Annotated in this window: 16 protein-coding genes; 6 read left to right on the forward strand and 10 right to left on the reverse strand. The window is 48.6% G+C overall.

The annotated features are described in order from the left end of the window. Positions 1–339: 339 nt before the first annotated feature. Positions 340–828 (forward strand): hypothetical protein, encoded by a 489-nt coding sequence (locus KRX19_03390; protein ID MBV7434061.1) that lies wholly within the window; start codon positions 340–342, stop codon positions 826–828. 77 nt (positions 829–905) lie between these two features. Here the strand turns inward: KRX19_03390 and KRX19_03395 are convergent, their stop codons facing one another. Then, positions 906–1,391 (reverse strand): c-type cytochrome, encoded by a 486-nt coding sequence (locus KRX19_03395; GenBank protein ID MBV7434062.1) that lies wholly within the window; start codon positions 1,389–1,391, stop codon positions 906–908. Positions 1,392–1,545: 154 nt separating this feature from the next. Next, positions 1,546–3,099 carry a fumarate hydratase gene (locus tag KRX19_03400; protein ID MBV7434063.1) on the reverse strand — a complete coding sequence of 518 codons (1,554 nt, stop codon included), beginning with the start codon at positions 3,097–3,099 and terminating at the stop codon, positions 1,546–1,548. Between the two features lie 225 nt (positions 3,100–3,324). Here KRX19_03400 and KRX19_03405 point away from each other — a divergent pair, with 225 nt between their 5' ends. Further along, positions 3,325–4,251, forward strand: a complete 927-nt coding sequence (locus KRX19_03405) for an RluA family pseudouridine synthase (protein ID MBV7434064.1) — start codon at positions 3,325–3,327, stop codon at positions 4,249–4,251. Beyond that, complete coding sequence (gene sppA / locus KRX19_03410) at positions 4,241–5,197, forward strand: signal peptide peptidase SppA (protein ID MBV7434065.1); 957 nt, start codon at positions 4,241–4,243, stop codon at positions 5,195–5,197. Before KRX19_03405 ends, sppA begins: the two co-directional genes overlap by 11 nt. On the opposite strand, the gene KRX19_03415 is transcribed toward sppA, so the two are convergent. Next, the gene (locus KRX19_03415; GenBank protein MBV7434066.1) at positions 5,153–5,731 is read right to left on the reverse strand and encodes a Maf family nucleotide pyrophosphatase; all 579 of its coding nucleotides are present in this window, start codon (positions 5,729–5,731) and stop codon (positions 5,153–5,155) included. The genes sppA and KRX19_03415 overlap by 45 nt on opposite strands. 31 nt (positions 5,732–5,762) lie before the next feature. On the opposite strand from KRX19_03415, the gene KRX19_03420 reads away from it, so the two are divergent. Genes KRX19_03420 through KRX19_03430 form a run of 3 tightly spaced genes read left to right on the forward strand, consistent with a single transcriptional unit; the run spans position 5,763 to position 8,592 of the window. After that, positions 5,763–6,716, forward strand: coding sequence for a lysophospholipid acyltransferase family protein (locus tag KRX19_03420; protein MBV7434067.1), 954 nt, complete (start codon positions 5,763–5,765; stop codon positions 6,714–6,716). After that, positions 6,713–7,402 carry an amino acid racemase gene (locus KRX19_03425; GenBank protein ID MBV7434068.1) on the forward strand — a complete coding sequence of 230 codons (690 nt, stop codon included), beginning with the start codon at positions 6,713–6,715 and terminating at the stop codon, positions 7,400–7,402. The genes KRX19_03420 and KRX19_03425 overlap by 4 nt, the downstream gene beginning before the upstream one ends. Before the next feature lie 8 nt (positions 7,403–7,410). After that, positions 7,411–8,592, forward strand: a complete 1,182-nt coding sequence (locus tag KRX19_03430) for an MFS transporter (GenBank protein ID MBV7434069.1) — start codon at positions 7,411–7,413, stop codon at positions 8,590–8,592. On the opposite strand, the gene KRX19_03435 is transcribed toward KRX19_03430, so the two are convergent. The 7 genes from KRX19_03435 to serC form a co-directional block, all read right to left on the reverse strand. Continuing rightward, entirely contained in the window at positions 8,572–9,423 is an 852-nt protein-coding gene (locus KRX19_03435) for a DMT family transporter (protein MBV7434070.1), read from the reverse strand. The two genes, KRX19_03430 and KRX19_03435, sit on opposite strands and share 21 nt — an antisense overlap. Positions 9,424–9,437: 14 nt before the next feature. Then, positions 9,438–10,091: a LysE family transporter gene (locus KRX19_03440; GenBank protein MBV7434071.1), complete on the reverse strand. Its 654-nt coding sequence runs from the start codon at positions 10,089–10,091 to the stop codon at positions 9,438–9,440. 69 nt (positions 10,092–10,160) lie between these two features. Next, complete coding sequence (gene purB / locus KRX19_03445) at positions 10,161–11,534, reverse strand: adenylosuccinate lyase (protein ID MBV7434072.1); 1,374 nt, start codon at positions 11,532–11,534, stop codon at positions 10,161–10,163. 9 nt (positions 11,535–11,543) lie between these two features. Further along, a complete protein-coding gene (locus tag KRX19_03450) occupies positions 11,544–12,122 on the reverse strand; it encodes a hypothetical protein (protein MBV7434073.1) in 579 nt (192 codons plus the stop codon). Further along, a complete protein-coding gene (locus KRX19_03455) occupies positions 12,119–12,622 on the reverse strand; it encodes a phosphatidylglycerophosphatase A (GenBank protein MBV7434074.1) in 504 nt (167 codons plus the stop codon). Before KRX19_03455 ends, KRX19_03450 begins: the two co-directional genes overlap by 4 nt. Then, positions 12,619–13,638, reverse strand: a complete 1,020-nt coding sequence (locus tag KRX19_03460; GenBank protein ID MBV7434075.1) for a quinone-dependent dihydroorotate dehydrogenase — start codon at positions 13,636–13,638, stop codon at positions 12,619–12,621. The genes KRX19_03455 and KRX19_03460 overlap by 4 nt, the downstream gene beginning before the upstream one ends. Continuing rightward, positions 13,631–14,713: a 3-phosphoserine/phosphohydroxythreonine transaminase gene (gene serC / locus KRX19_03465; GenBank protein ID MBV7434076.1), complete on the reverse strand. Its 1,083-nt coding sequence runs from the start codon at positions 14,711–14,713 to the stop codon at positions 13,631–13,633. The genes KRX19_03460 and serC overlap by 8 nt, the downstream gene beginning before the upstream one ends. Between the last annotated feature and the right edge of the window lie 31 nt (positions 14,714–14,744).

Here is a 14,744-nt window from a genome sequence, read left to right on the forward strand (position 1 = left end):
AGTCTTTTCTGTTCTCGCTATACTACTGGGGTTCAGTATATTTAAACGCATCGGGATTATCTTGACAATTAATGACGAAAACCTGCGTGCATATCTGCGTGAGTACGGATTTAAATTATAGTATTGACCAAATACTATTTCATTTTTAGGGGTGACATGTTCACCGCTTTTATTTGGAGACTAGTAACTCCTTGATGAATATTATTTGGATTGTGGAAGTTTAGACTTGATTTTACAGTTCTATAAATCAGCATTTATATTGGTATCTATTTTTGATATTTCTATATTTTATTTATATAGTATGGATGCTATTTTAATTGTCATCAATAGGAGAAATTTATGAAAGAAATTTTGGGTTATGGACTATTATCATCACTCCTGATAATGCTATTTTTGTTAGCTTTTCTAGGTTTTAAAAATTATAGAAAAATCATTGAGTACCTGAAATCTTTTGATAAAAAAGATCTTTTTTGGTTGGTGGTGACAGTGTTTTTAATTTGTGTTCAGCTTTGGGCTTATGAGAATTTAGCTAATCTAGAGCAATCTAATGGTGACCGTGACCCATGGATAGAGCTTGCGTTGTTTTTTTCATTGCCGATTGCAACAGGAGGATTGCTGAGCTTGTTCAGAAAAATTATACTTAAAGAAGTCGATGATTTGAATGTTATTGTAATTTCTATTGCACTTCTACAAGTGGCGCTGGCCATCTTGATAGGAGATTTATCAGGTATCTCTATACAGACTAGATTGATTGCCACTATAGTTTCTGTTGCATTGCCTACATTTATTTTATATGAATTTGATAAGATGAGAAAAAATATTAAATGACTCGGATTGGTATAGTTGAGCTGCTAGATAACAAAGAAGCCCTCATGCGAGGGCTTCTTTGTGTTTGTGACGGTTGGTTAGTGGCTAACGTCCGCGTGGTCAAGCATGAAGACGACCATGTCGTGGAACTGTTCGTCGCTAATTGGTGCGCCACCTTTTGGTGGCATGGCGCCAATACCTTTGATGCCGTCTTGTACCAATGTTTCGAGTGAGCCTGCGTGGTCAAGGCGTGCTTGCCAGTCATCATGGTTACCAAAGACAGGTGCACCAAGTGCTGTTGTCGCGTGGCAGGCAGCGCAAACGCTGTCGTAGGTCTGTTGAGGATCAAATGCGGCTGTTTCTGCGCTTGAAGCAACAGCTGGTGCGGCTTCGCCAACATTTAGCTTACCGACCGGAAGGATACGGGCTTCGATTAAGTTGATACGGTCAATATCGACAGAGGTGTCGGTATTTCCCCAGAAAAAGAAGGGAAGAATAAGAAATATGGGCATAAAGACAAATGCGATGATCATCATCGTTTTGGCATAGCCCGGGATAGAGGTTTGTTGCACTGTTGCCATCATGAAGCTCCGATTAAGGATTATTATGTCCGTGTTACACACGGTTAAGTTTTATGTTGTGATTATCACAAAAACCCTATAACAGCGCAAGCGTTAGTAGACTTTTACTTATCATAGAGGATAGATGTGCCACAGCCGCCTCTTGTTAATAGGTAATCTAATCTGGCTTTGGGCCGCTAAGGGGAGCGCTTTTAACGGCAATATTGGAAATCTTTTGTTGCCATTTTTTTGGTGCCGTAGCATGAATGGAATGGCCATTTATATCTACAGCAACGGTAACGGGCATATCTTCTACTTCAAATTCGTATATGGCTTCCATGCCCAGTTCCGGAAATGCAATAACCTTTGCGCTTTTGATGGCCTTCGATACGAGATAGGCTGCTCCACCAACCGCAATTAGATAGACTGCTTTATTTTTAGCGATGGCTTCGCATGTTTCGGGGCTGCGCTCGGATTTTCCGATCATGCCAAGCAGGCCTGTTTTGGCGAGTAGTTGTGTGGTGAACTTATCCATTCTTGAAGCTGTTGTAGGGCCAGCAGGACCAACTACCTCATCTCTAACCGGGTCAACGGGGCCAACGTAATAAATCATTTTTCCGTTTAAATCCACCGGTAGCGGTTGATTGTTTTCAATCAGATCAGCCATGCGTTTATGTGCTGCATCACGCCCGGTATAAAGCGTGCCACTGAGTAATAGAGTCTCTCCAGCTTGCCAGTCTTTGATATTTTCCCGTTTAAGTGCGTTGAGGTTAATGCGGCGGACATTTTGTTGGTTAAGAGTAATATCCGGCCAGTCGTTCAGATTTGGTGGAGGTAGGTAAGCTGGGCCACTACCATCCAGCGTGAAAGTAATATGGCGCGTTGCTGCGCAGTTTGGAATCATCGCAACGGGTTTTGATGCAGCATGTGTGGGGTAGTCGAGAATTTTTACGTCAAGTACCGTCGTCAATCCTCCTAATCCTTGCGCACCAATACCCAGCGCATTGATCTGGTCAAAAAGCTTTAAACGCAATGCTTCCAATGTATCGAGTTTTGCACCTGTTGCAGCTTTTGCCTTGATCTTGTGGATATCTATATGGCTCATTAGTGATGCCTTCGCAAGCAGCATTGCTTTTTCAGGAGAGCCACCAATGCCAATACCGATGATGCCGGGTGGGCACCATCCAGCACCCATTTGGGGAATGCGGTCAAGTACCCAGTCCTCAATAGAATCAGAAGGGTTAAGCATGGTAAAGCTGGCTTTGTTTTCTGATCCACCTCCTTTGGCTGCGCAGGTTATCTCGACTTTATCTCCGGGGACGATTTCGGTATGAATGACGGCGGGTGTATTGTCCTTGGTGTTTTTGCGGATGCCAGCTGGGTCACATACAACAGAAGCGCGTAAGAGATTGTCTGAATGTGTATAAGCCCGGCGAACACCTTCATTAATCATATCGGTGATGCTCATCGTGCTATTCCAGTGTACGTCCATGCCTATTTTTAAAAAGACTGTCGCAATCCCTGTGTCCTGACATATCGGCCGGCGACCTTCAGCACACATACGGCTGTTGATCAATATTTGTGCCATGGCATGTTTGGCAGCTTCACTTTCTTCCTTTGCCCAAGCCTCACTAAGTGCATGAATATAGTCAGGAGGGTGGTAGTAGCTAATATATTGAAATGCATCTGTAATGCTGGTGATGAAATCGTGTTGTGTAATTGTGCTCATGATGAATGTTTTATTATGTCGTTAGAGTACTTAATCATACACTGCCCATTGCGCGGTTGATGAATACCTCTCAGGCAAGATCTTTGGTCAATGATGAGCTTGCCTACATATCTTCATCTTTTTTACCTGTAGCTTTTAAATAAATAATGTACTGAAAAGCGGCCGTGATACTGCCACTAAAAGTGCTTTGGTATAGAATGCCGTGCTTTGTATAACTCCGGAATGACTATGGACACTGATCGCGTACACTTTTTGACTATCGAGGCGGCCGATGATGGGCAACGCGTTGATAACTTTATTCGTAAACGCTATCCGAATTTGCCGAAAAGCCGTATTTATCAGATGTTGCGTAAAGGTGAAGCGCGTCTCAATAAGAAGCGCATCAAGCCAACAGACCGTATCCAAACCGGTGATATGTTGCGCTTACCTCCGATCCCTGATGGTACTCGCCAAGCGCAATGGGTACCGCCACGTTGGCAGGAAGTCGTAAAGAGCAACGTGCTGTACGAGGATGATGATTTCCTTATTATCAATAAGCCAGCAGGGTTAGCTGTGCATAGTGGTAGCGGGCAGGAATTTGGCGTGATTGATGTGGTCCGATCAGAGTGGGGAGAGCATTATGCAGAGCTTGCGCACCGTCTTGATCGTGAGACATCAGGCTGTCTGGTGCTGGGTAAGCATCGGGATGCGTTGGCTGTATTTCAGCAAGCAATGCAGGATGATGAGGTGGAAAAGCGCTACTGGTGCTTGGTAGCTGGGCAATGGGATGCGAATTGCACCGAAGTTTCTCTCAAGCTTGCCAAGCGCGATGAAGGCATGGTGGTTGCTGATGATGGTAAGGACGCGCATACGTGGTTCTTCATCATCCGCGCTTTGCAGAATCTGACGTTATTGGAAGCATTGCTCGACACAGGGCGTACGCATCAGATTCGCGTGTCAGTTGCCGAGAAAGGGCATCCGATCATTGGTGATGGTAAATACGGTGATTTTGCGCTGAACCGCCGGTTCGCGGCGAATGGCTTTGAGGGTATGTTTTTACATGCGCGTAGTATCCGCTTTACTTACAAAAATAAAGTTATCCAAACGCAGGCGCCTTTGCCTGAAAAAGCACAACATTTGTTAGATAAACTTGAAGAGGTTGACCATGACTTATGATGAAGAACGCGCATTGGCGCAGGTTGCCAATGAAGCGATTATTGAATTACGCCGGCGCAGACGGTGGAAGATTTTTTTCCGCTTGGTGTGGCTGCTGATTGTGCTCGCTATTGTTGCCCGCGCAGTTGTAGGTAGTAAAGAAGAAAAAGCTTATCCGAGCAACTCAGAGCATGTTGCTGTGGTTGAAGTTGATGGCGTTATTGCTCCGGGTATGCCAGCGAGTGCTGAGGATCTTAACGAAGCACTGACCGATGCTTTTGAAAATACGCACTCTAAAGCGGTGATTTTGGCAATTAACTCCCCGGGTGGTTCACCGGTGCAGTCCGGGCAAGTGTATCGCACGATTGATCGGCTGAAGAAAAAGCACGATAAAAAAGTCTATGCGGTGATTAGTGACGTGGGTGCGTCCGGTGCATATTTTATTGCCGCTGCAGCGGATGAAATTTACGCAGATCCGGCGAGTATTGTCGGTTCAATCGGCGTGATTTCGCAATCAGTTGGGGTTGAAGGATTGATGGACAAGCTCGGCATTCAGGGGCGTACGTTCAAAGCGGGTAAATATAAAGATTTTCTTAATCCTACCAAGCCTTTGGAAGGGTTCGAAGTTGCGCACATGGATAGCGTACTAGCTGACGTACATCAGCAGTTTATCGATGCGGTGAAAGCAGGGCGTGGTGATCGTTTGGTCGACCCCAAAGCCAATAACTTGTTTACCGGTCTATTCTGGAGTGGGCAGCAAGCTAAGCAGTTAGGGTTGGTCGACGGATTGGCGTCCACTCGTGAATTGGTCGATGAGCTTTATGGCAGTGATATGGAAACGGTGCTCTATTCTCCTGCTTTGTCGCCTTGGCAGCAGTTGTCGCGTGACTTGAAGAGTGAAGTCACGCAACAGGTCAATACGCTATTTGGCACACACCAACAGGTCAGCGCCGTACTCGCTAAATAATTCATTGAGTGCGATCAGCGGTAAACCAATCAGTGCGTTGGGGTCTCGGCCTTCCAATGCACTGAATAGTAGAATGCCAAGCCCTTCGGATTTGAAACTGCCAGCGCAGTTGAGTGGCTGCTCAAGGGCAATATAGCGGCGGATAGTTGCGTCATCGAGGTCACGAAATACGACGTCAAATGGCTCGACGATTGTTTTGCAGGTATCGCCGTGGCGTAGGCATAGACCAGTAAGAAAGCGCACACGCTTGCCGCTAAAGCGCTGTAATTGCGCGATGGCATTGGCTTCGCTGTGTGGCTTACCAAGAATGTCGCCATCAAGTGTGGCAACTTGGTCCGAGCCAATCACAAAGGTATTCTCATCGGCCGCTACAGCTTGTGCTTTGGCTTCGGCCAGCCGTGCGACCAATTGTGCTGCCGTTTCACCTTGCTGCGTAGTTTCATCTACCTCGGGCTTTGCCGTGGTAAAATCCAGCCGCAATGTATCCAGGCATTGGCGACGATAGATTGAAGTGGATGCAAGAATAATCTGCATGTAGATCACCGTAAGTAAAAAGAATGACATTATGACAAAAAAAAACCAACAAGAGCAGGACGCAACATTTGACTGGCAACTGATTCACCCACGGTTTTGGGGGCATTGGCTATTGCTCGGGTTGTTGCGCTTTGTGGTATTACTGCCTTATTCACTGCGTATGGGGATCGGCAGCCTGCTCGGCAAGCTGATGTTTGCGGTGATGCGCTATCGCCGGGAGATCAGTATCGTCAATATTGATAAGGCTTTTCCTGAATTGTCCACCTCGGAGCGCGAACAGCTGCTCGATGAATTTAGCAAGAACCTCGGTCGTGGCGTGATAGAAATGGGTATGGCCTGGTTTTCGCGTGACAATGAGCTATTGCGTCGCTGCGATTTTGAAGGCGATGAACATAGCCTTGCATTACTTCAAGATGATGATACGCCAGTAATACTGGTCGGTATGCATACAACGATGCTTGAGCTGGGGTTGCGTCTGCTTGGACTGTATGTTGATGCAGGTGGGCTATACAAGCCTATTCATGATCCTCTGATTGATCGCTGGTTGCGTCAATTACGTGGCAGTATCGCGACTGAGTTGGTACAGGCACAAAATATGCGCCATATTTTGCGTTTTCTTAGAGATGGCAACAACTTATGGTATGCCTTTGATCAGGATATGGGGCCAAGAGTGAGTGTGTTTGCACCATTCTTTGGCATCGAGGCTGCAACGGTTAACGTCTTACCCAAGCTGCGTGAACGTACTGATGCACACTGGGTGCCGGTATTCATGTGGCGTGAGGATGATTGGCGCTACAGCGTGCGGGTGTTGCCGGAAATTGAGGCAATTGAAGGTGAAACCGATGAAGCACTGATGACGCGGGTCAATGCCATTTTCGAGCAGGAAATCCGTGCCCATCCTGCGCAGTATTATTGGGTACATCGTCGCTTTAAAAGTACGCCAACAGGTCGTATTGAAGACTATCCAGATAAGAGCGAGATGTGATGCAAAAAATAGGCTTGGTTGGCGGCTTGAGTTGGGTTTCTACGCTTGAGTATTACCGCTGTATCAACGAATTGGCGCGCGAAGCGCGTGGTGGACATTTCAGCGCTGATATTGCATTGGAAAGTATTGATGAAGGGCGTTTTCTCGCAGCACAACATGCCGACCCTCAAGAGCGTGAGTGTGCTGCGCTTATTGCCTCGGCTGTTGACCGCGTTCAGGGCAGTGGGGCTTGCGTGGTTGCGCTTTGTGCCAATGGCTTGCACCGCTTTGTCGATGATCTCGCGTTACTTGAAGGCACTACTTTGGTCAATATCGCTGAAGCGACAGCCAAAGCAGTACAAAAAGCCGGTTGCTCTCGAGTTGGCTTGCTTGGGGTCAAGGCGACGATGCAAGGGAACTTTTATCGCGCTGCATTGGCGACCAAAGGTATTGAAGTAGTAGTGCCAAGCCTTGAGGTTCAGGAAGAGGTACATAGGATCATCATTGATGAATTGGTGATGAACCATTTTAGCGAAGCGACTGCTGCACAGATGCGTGAAATCGTTGCCGACCTTGATGCTGAAGCAGTGATATTGGGCTGTACTGAAATTCCGCTACTGTTGCCTGAGCGTGAGGTCGGTGGAAAAGCATTATTCGCCACGACTGAAATTCATTGCCGCGAAATCGTACGCCAAGCTTTATTGTGAATTGCGTCGTGAGTAAGCAAGAGGGTATTGCGTTTAAAGCCGCGTTGCTTGGTATCTCCATCTTTCTACTATCGCACCTTGCGATTGCGCCCGCGATCCCCAAGTTGTATCAACTTTATCAGCAGCAGAATCCAGATATTGGCTTGGCTTCGGTCGAAAGCCTCGTCACCATGCCCGCTGCAATGATTACTTTGTTTGTCCTACTCAGCGATGGGGTGGCCCGAAGGTTGGGTAAAAAGCGTACCGTGTTACTTGGTTTGGGCTTAACATTGATGGCTGGCGTTGCGCCATTTTTCTTGACGGATTTTGTGTGGGTAATGGTCAGCCGCGTATTGCTCGGTATTGGCATTGGCTTGTATAACGCGCTGTCGATCAGTTTGCTCAGTGATTTTTACCACGGTCAGCAACGCAGCAACATGATCGGACTGCGTACATCGTTCCTTAATATCGGCAAAGCTCTGACGACCTTTATTGCCGGTTATGCACTGATTTATGGCGCTGAATATACGTTTCTTGTTTATGTGTTGGTTGTGCCGGTGTGGATATTGTTCGTGCTGTATGTACCTGAACCACAATTATTACAGCACCAGCAGCAGAATCGCCAAGCGATGTGGGGTAAGAATACCTTTGGAATTTGCCTGCTGACTTTTCTCGTCGGCGTCTGCTATATCGGTGCAACGGTGAAAATACCGACATTGCTCGTCAGCTATCACGGCTTGGGCGATGATGATAGCCGCAATATGCTCACCGTCCTGGCTATTAGTGGCACATTGCTCGGCTTTGTTTTTGGTCAAATATTTAGCCGTTTACAGGGTTGGATGTTGTCGTTAATGCTTTTGATCATGGCATTGGGCAATGTGCTATTTGCATCAACTTCAAGCGTAGCGCTGCTTTATCTTGGCTCAATATTCATCGGTCTTGCTTTTGTTGGCACGATGTCGAGTATTTTTTGCTTGATTACGCAGCAGTTTGCGGCTCAAAAAGTTTTATTCGTGACCAGTATGGCGCTGGCCGCGGGCAATATCGGCGCACTTGCCGCACCAGCTGTATTAACCAAATTGCCTGAACTGTTAGGGTTTGATCATTTGGTTATGCCGTTTTATATCACCACAGCCATTTTGCTTGTCAGTATGGTTGCCAATATTTTGTTGGCTAAGCCGTGGTTGGGCTTAAGGTCTGCGTACAATTGAGCCGATGTAGATGGCGGTGAGGGTGACGAATGCGCCGAACCATTGCAAAGCATTGATGGGCTTATCAAGTAGCAGATAATCAATGACCAATGCGGCAACGGGTTCACTGAGCATGATCAATCCGGTGAGCGCAAGGCTGAGCTTGGGAATAGAGAACGCAACCAGCCCCCACGCGACGCATTGCATGACGGTGCCGTAGACAATTACCAGCGCAATGTCTTGCCAGCCAATTGGCACAAAGTGGCCGTGATCAATAATCAATCCGAGCGGCAGAATGGCGAGTGCACCGGCGGCGCTCGAAATCAGCATCAAGGCAATCAGGTTGGTGATTTCAATATCGTGGGTTTTGCGAATACTCGCCATCGCAGCGGCAAACATCAAGCCGGAAATAATACCGCTGGTGAATCCCCAGGCTGCGTTGTCATTGTGCCTAAATTCGGGGCTGCCGATCATCGCCACGCCGGTAATGGCGAGTAATAGGCTGCAAAGTTGAATTAGGGTCAGGCGTTCAGCAAAAAAAACGATACCGATACCGGCGAGAAAGAATATTTGTAGGCTATTGAGCAGGGTCGATATTCCGGGGCCGATGGCGTGAATACTTTCATGCCACAAGGCAAGGTCTAGGGCGAGGAAGATGCCGGAAAGTGCTGCAAACAACATAGCGATACGCGAAGTCGGCATTGCCGCACGTTGTTGTACGGCAATGATGCCAAATACACCAGCTGCAATGGCTAAGCGCCAAAAAGCAATGGCGTACGCTCCGACGTCGACAAATGCAACAATCAGGCTGCCCAGGCCAAATAAAACGCAGCCGGTGATGAGTAATAAAATAGCGTGGCGCTCACTCATGAATCGACTTCATCCCACAGCAAACGTATCGCGAATAAAATCAATACGCCACCCATGATGCGCTCAAACCAATGGCCAAGGCGTAAAAAAGCCTTACGTACAGCCGGGCGCGATAGCATTACTGCGACGAAGGTAAACCACAGTGCGGTACTAAAGCATAACCATAGCCCATAAAGAGCCTGTATGGTGAGTGGTGTTTCTGCAGAAACGATAGTGGTAAAAATTGCGAGGAAGAACAGGGTGACCTTGGGGTTTGTGGCATTGGTCAAAAATCCACGCAAAAAGGCTTTGCGTGCGCTTGGGGTATCAGGCATAACGATGTTGGGGTCGTGTAAGGGAGATGCGGCTGGTTGTGCGCGCAATAATCCTATCCCCATCCACAATAAATAAGCAGCGCCGATAAGCTTGGCTATGGTCATCGCCCAGTCGTGGGTGACGAGCAAGATACCAATACCGAACAGGGTATAAATCACATGCAGAGAAAGACCGCAGCCGATGCCGAGTGCAGTGATAATGCCAATGCGTTGCCCGTGGCGCACGCTTTGGTTGACGATAACCGCAAAATCCGGCCCGGGAGACATCACGGCAAGTATGTGTGCCACAGTGAGCATGGCAAATTGCGAGAGGTAGAGAGCGGTATTTTTATCCATAAAAAAGCTAGAGTAACCATTAAGATTACTCTAGCTTAATTTATCCACGTTATATGAACAAGTAACTGGCTATGATTGCTTAGCCAGCGAAGCAGCCAAGCCGATGTAATCTTTCGGCGCAAGGTTGCGCAGGCGGGTTTTGGCTTCGTCAGGTAGGTCGAGAGCATCAATGAATGCAGCGAGCTTTTCTGGCGTGATTTTTTGCCCACGAGTGAGTGCTTTGAGCTTTTCGTATGGCTCAGGGATGTCGTAGCGGCGCATCACGGTTTGTACGGCTTCGCCGAGGACTTCGGGGTTCGCTGCGAGGTCAGCAGCAATCACGTCGTGGTTCACTTCGAGCTTGCCAATGCCTTTTTCCAGCGCAGCGAGCGCAATCAGAGCATGACCAAATGCGGTGCCGAGGCTGCGTAGGACGGTAGAGTCGGTCAGGTCGCGTTGGAAGCGCGATACTGGCAGCTTGCCGGCGAGGTGTTGGTTAAGCGCGTTGGCAATACCGAAATTGCCTTCGGCATTCTCGAAGTCGATAGGGTTGACTTTGTGCGGCATGGTTGATGAGCCAACTTCGCCAGCAATCACTTTTTGCTTGAAGTAGTTGAAGCTGATGTAGCCCCAAATGTCGCGCGCAAAGTCGAGCAGGATGGTATTGATGCGTGCGAGGTTGTCGAGCAGTTCAGCAACGTAGTCATGTGGTTCAATTTGCGTCGTCATTGGGTTGTAAGTGAGCCCAAGGGTATTTTTGACGAATTTTTCTGCCAGTTGTGGCCAATCAACTTCAGGGTAAGTGATGCTGTGTGCGTTGAAGTTACCGACCGCACCATTGATTTTAGCGAGCATTTCTTGCTTGGCAAGCTGATTCAGCTGGCGAGTCAAGCGGTAATGAACGTTGGCGATTTCCTTGCCGAGTGTGGTTGGTGAAGCAGGCTGACCGTGGGTGCGCGAGAGCATTGCGGTATTGGCTTCGCGTTCAGCAAGTTCGGCGAGCAGGTCTGCAATACGTTGGTAGCGGGCCAAAATAAGGTCGCGGCCATCGCGTAGCATCATTGCGTAGGAAAGGTTGTTGATGTCTTCCGAAGTGCAGGCGAAGTGGACAAACTCGATTTTGCCTTTGAGTTCGTCGTTATTGGCGAGGTCTTTTTTGAGCTGGTATTCAACGGCTTTGACGTCGTGGTTAGTGGTGCGCTCAATGTCTTTGATTGCTTCAGCAGTGGCGAGGTCGAAGCCATCATAAAGCTGATCGATAAATTGCTGACCCTCAGCAGAAAGTGGCTGTAGTTCGCTGATCCCTTCGTGATTGGCGAGTGTTTGTAGCCAACGCAGCTCGACGCGGTAGCGGTATTTAATTAAGCCGTATTCGCTGAACAGTTCACGCAGTGCAGCGGTTTTGTCGCCATAGCGACCATCAACGGCTGAGACGGCGGTAAGAGAGTTAAGAGATAGGGTCATGATGTCTCCTTATGAGTCGAGAAGAGTGAGTTTGCCGAGCGTGTCCCGCTGCCAGCGATGGTTATTGCTGTCAGTGAAAGAAATAGAGATGATACAGCGTTTTCTGCTCATAGTGATTGGTCTGAGTTTGGCGGGATACTGTGAGAGAGGAATGGCGTATTCCCATGCGTCTTTGTTGTGTTCAGCTTGCTCAGGGGTTAGAAAATCAGCATAACTACCTTTATGCTTGGCTAAGCAAAAATAGTAGCCGGGGGGCAATATATCAATATTGATCGGTAAAGCAGCTTGTTTTTCGCTGTTGAGTAATTCTATAACGACGTCAAAGATAGGTGTATCCGATTGATTTTGAATAATGACACCCACACCTTTCCAGCTTTTATCCAAAGCATTTAGTGGCGGGATATCTGCGCCAATCCATGCGCTGATTTTGCTTGCTTGCGCGCGCTTTTTTTCTTCTTCTGCATCGCGATCACGCTGTTGCTCGAGCTTATACAGTCGTCGTGCTTCGTAGGTGGCATATGCAGCAAAGATAACGGCAAATAGTGCAGCATAGGCATTTACCCAGTCAGCAGAGATGATCATATTCATATAATCCACGCGATCACCCAGAGGACACCTAGCGCAAACACACCTGCGATGATATCGTCAATCATGATGCCGAAACCACCAGGTGCATGCTTATCAATCCAGCCGATTGGCGGTGGCTTGATGATGTCGAAAAGACGGAATAGGGCGAATGCAGCGAGCGCTGACCATAGCAACCCCCAGCGCTCTACGAGTACCGGTGGTAAGCACACCAGCGCCAGCCATACGCCGACGAATTCATCCCAGACGATCCCGCCGAAGTCGTGTACGCCAAGATCCTGCGCTGTTTTACCGCAAAGATAGATGCCGATGATAAAGCTGACGATCAATAACGCTGCACCAGCCCATGTCCCGATCAGATATGGCGCAAAAGGCAGAAACAACAAAGTCCCTGCAACGGTACCCCATGTGCCGGGTGCTGGCGTGATTAAGCCGCTACCGAGGCCAAAAGCGAGGAAATGGATTGGCTGCTTGATCAGTGCGCTAAAGCTGGTCGGCATCATGAAGTGTGCTCGCTATTGAGGCATTCCTGAATAAGCTGTGGGCCACGATAGATAAAGCCGCTGTAGATTTGCACGAGATTAGCACCAGCGGCGAGTTTGTCGCGGTAGTCGGCTGCGGTCATGACGCCACCTGCGGCAATGATGGCAATCTCTGGTAGGCGCTCGCGGATTTGCGCGATGATTGCTGTGCTGCGTTCGCTCAATGGTGCGCCTGATAAGCCGCCTTGTTCATCACCATGCGGGTGATTGGCAACGCTGCTTTTATCGAGCGTGGTGTTGGTAGCGATGATGCCATCAACGCCACTGTATTTAATCACATCGAGCATTTGCTCCAGTGCTTCTTCATTATTATCCGGCGCAATTTTAACCACCAACGGCACATAGCGTCCGCTTTGCTTATGGCGCTCACTTTGTGCAGCTTTTAACCCACCAAGCAAATCAGCCAGTGCTTTACCGTGTTGTAAATCACGTAGGCCTACGGTGTTGGGTGAGGAAATGTTGATGGTGAGATAGTCTGCGAGTGGATAAGCAGCATTGAGGCCGATCAGGTAGTCATCAAGTGCACATTCATTTGCTGTGTCTTTATTTTTGCCGAGGTTGATGCCGATCAGAGGAGGATGCTGCACCAAGGCCAGACGAGAGCGTGCTTTACTGACGTTGGCACAGAGGCTTTCAATGCCGTTGTTGTTAAAGCCCATGCGGTTAATGATCGCGTGGTGCTCAGGTAAGCGGAAAAGGCGTGGCTTGGGGTTGCCGGCTTGGGCGCGTGGCGTGACGGTGCCAACCTCAATAAAACCAAAGCCCATACGCGCAAATGCGGGAATAGCAATGGCATTTTTATCCAGCCCGGCTGCAAGTCCGAGGCGGTTTGGAAAGGTTAGCCCCATGCACTGGGTTGGCTGATGGTGACTAAATTCCGGCGCAAGCCACGGGCACTTGCTCAAACTGCTAAGGGTCAGGTTATGGCTGGTTTCAGGATCACAACGAAAAAGCAGGGGTTTGATGAGTTTATACATGTTGCTGTTCAAATTGCTGCATGAAGTCAATGAGTGCGTCAACGCTGGCCATTTCCAAAGCGTTGTAAAGGCTGGCGCGCAGCCCGCCAACGCTACGATGGCCTTTGAGCCCTGAGAGTCCCGCTGCATCAGCAGCGGAGACAAAGGCTTTATCCAACTCTTCGGACGGGGTACGGAAGATAACGTTGGTGTGCGAGCGGTATTCAGGGGCAATTGGGTTGTAGTAGAAATCGCTGCTGTCGATGGCAGCGTAGAGTTTGGCTGATTTTTCTGCGGAAAACTGATTGAAATGGCTGATGCCGCCTTGTTCTTTCATCCAGTGTAGCACTTTGTTGAGTATGTAAATTTGCCACGTCGGTGGGGTATTGTAGAGAGAGTTGGCGTCAGCGTGGGTTTTATAGCAGCTAAACTTGGCAATCTCAGGGTGGTCGACAAGGTAATTTTCATGAACGAAGACCAATGCCAGACCTGATGGAGCAAGGTTTTTCTGTACGCCGCCATAAACCACTGCGCAGCGTTCCCACGGAATATCGCGGGTGTAATAGTCTGATGAAGCGTCGATGACCAATGGAATGCCGAGGTCTGGATATTCGCGCCATTGAATGCCGCCGATCGTTTCGTTGCTGGTGATGTGCAAGTAGCGGTAATCCTTGTCGCCAATGCTCAGTTCTTCAGCAGCGGGAAGCGTGGTGTAGTCTTTGGCTTTACCGTCCCAGATGCAGCGCATGGTTGCGATGCGGTTGGCTTCACTGAGCGCTTTACCGGCCCAAATGCCGCTGTTGATGATCGCGGCTTCACCGCCTTCGGCGAGCAGATTTTGTGCACTCATGGCAAATTGCTCGCTGGCGCCGCCTTGTAATAACAACGGCTTGAATTGTGGCGGGGCTGAGATGAGTTCTTGTGCCAAAGCCAATGTTTCTTCATGGACTTGCATAAACACCTTGCTGCGGTGCGAGATTTCCATGACCGACATGCCGGTGCCGGCAAAGTTGGTGAGTTCATTTTGCGCTGCTTCGAGCACGGACAAAGGCAATGTACAAGGGCCTGCACAGAAGTTGTGGATGCGTTGGGTCATGGTGATGCGTCCAAAAAAGGGCTAAAGTAGC

It is taken from the genome of Cardiobacteriaceae bacterium TAE3-ERU3 (genome assembly GCA_019218315.1).
Lineage (GTDB): Bacteria > Pseudomonadota > Gammaproteobacteria > Cardiobacteriales > Cardiobacteriaceae > JAHUUI01.

What these genes read in the sequence shown, in the direction of transcription:
- KRX19_03390 (MBV7434061.1), top strand. Translation starts at nt 340, where the DNA reads ATGAAAGAAATTTTGGGTTATGGACTATTATCATCACTCCTGATAATG.
- KRX19_03395 (MBV7434062.1), bottom strand. Translation starts at nt 1,391, where the DNA reads ATGATGGCAACAGTGCAACAAACCTCTATCCCGGGCTATGCCAAAACG.
- KRX19_03405 (MBV7434064.1), top strand. Translation starts at nt 3,325, where the DNA reads ATGGACACTGATCGCGTACACTTTTTGACTATCGAGGCGGCCGATGAT.
- sppA (MBV7434065.1), top strand. Translation starts at nt 4,241, where the DNA reads ATGACTTATGATGAAGAACGCGCATTGGCGCAGGTTGCCAATGAAGCG.
- KRX19_03415 (MBV7434066.1), bottom strand. Translation starts at nt 5,731, where the DNA reads ATGCAGATTATTCTTGCATCCACTTCAATCTATCGTCGCCAATGCCTG.
- KRX19_03420 (MBV7434067.1), top strand. Translation starts at nt 5,763, where the DNA reads ATGACAAAAAAAAACCAACAAGAGCAGGACGCAACATTTGACTGGCAA.
- KRX19_03440 (MBV7434071.1), bottom strand. Translation starts at nt 10,091, where the DNA reads ATGGATAAAAATACCGCTCTCTACCTCTCGCAATTTGCCATGCTCACT.
- purB (MBV7434072.1), bottom strand. Translation starts at nt 11,534, where the DNA reads ATGACCCTATCTCTTAACTCTCTTACCGCCGTCTCAGCCGTTGATGGT.
- KRX19_03450 (MBV7434073.1), bottom strand. Translation starts at nt 12,122, where the DNA reads ATGAATATGATCATCTCTGCTGACTGGGTAAATGCCTATGCTGCACTA.
- KRX19_03455 (MBV7434074.1), bottom strand. Translation starts at nt 12,622, where the DNA reads ATGATGCCGACCAGCTTTAGCGCACTGATCAAGCAGCCAATCCATTTC.
- KRX19_03460 (MBV7434075.1), bottom strand. Translation starts at nt 13,638, where the DNA reads ATGTATAAACTCATCAAACCCCTGCTTTTTCGTTGTGATCCTGAAACC.
- serC (MBV7434076.1), bottom strand. Translation starts at nt 14,713, where the DNA reads ATGACCCAACGCATCCACAACTTCTGTGCAGGCCCTTGTACATTGCCT.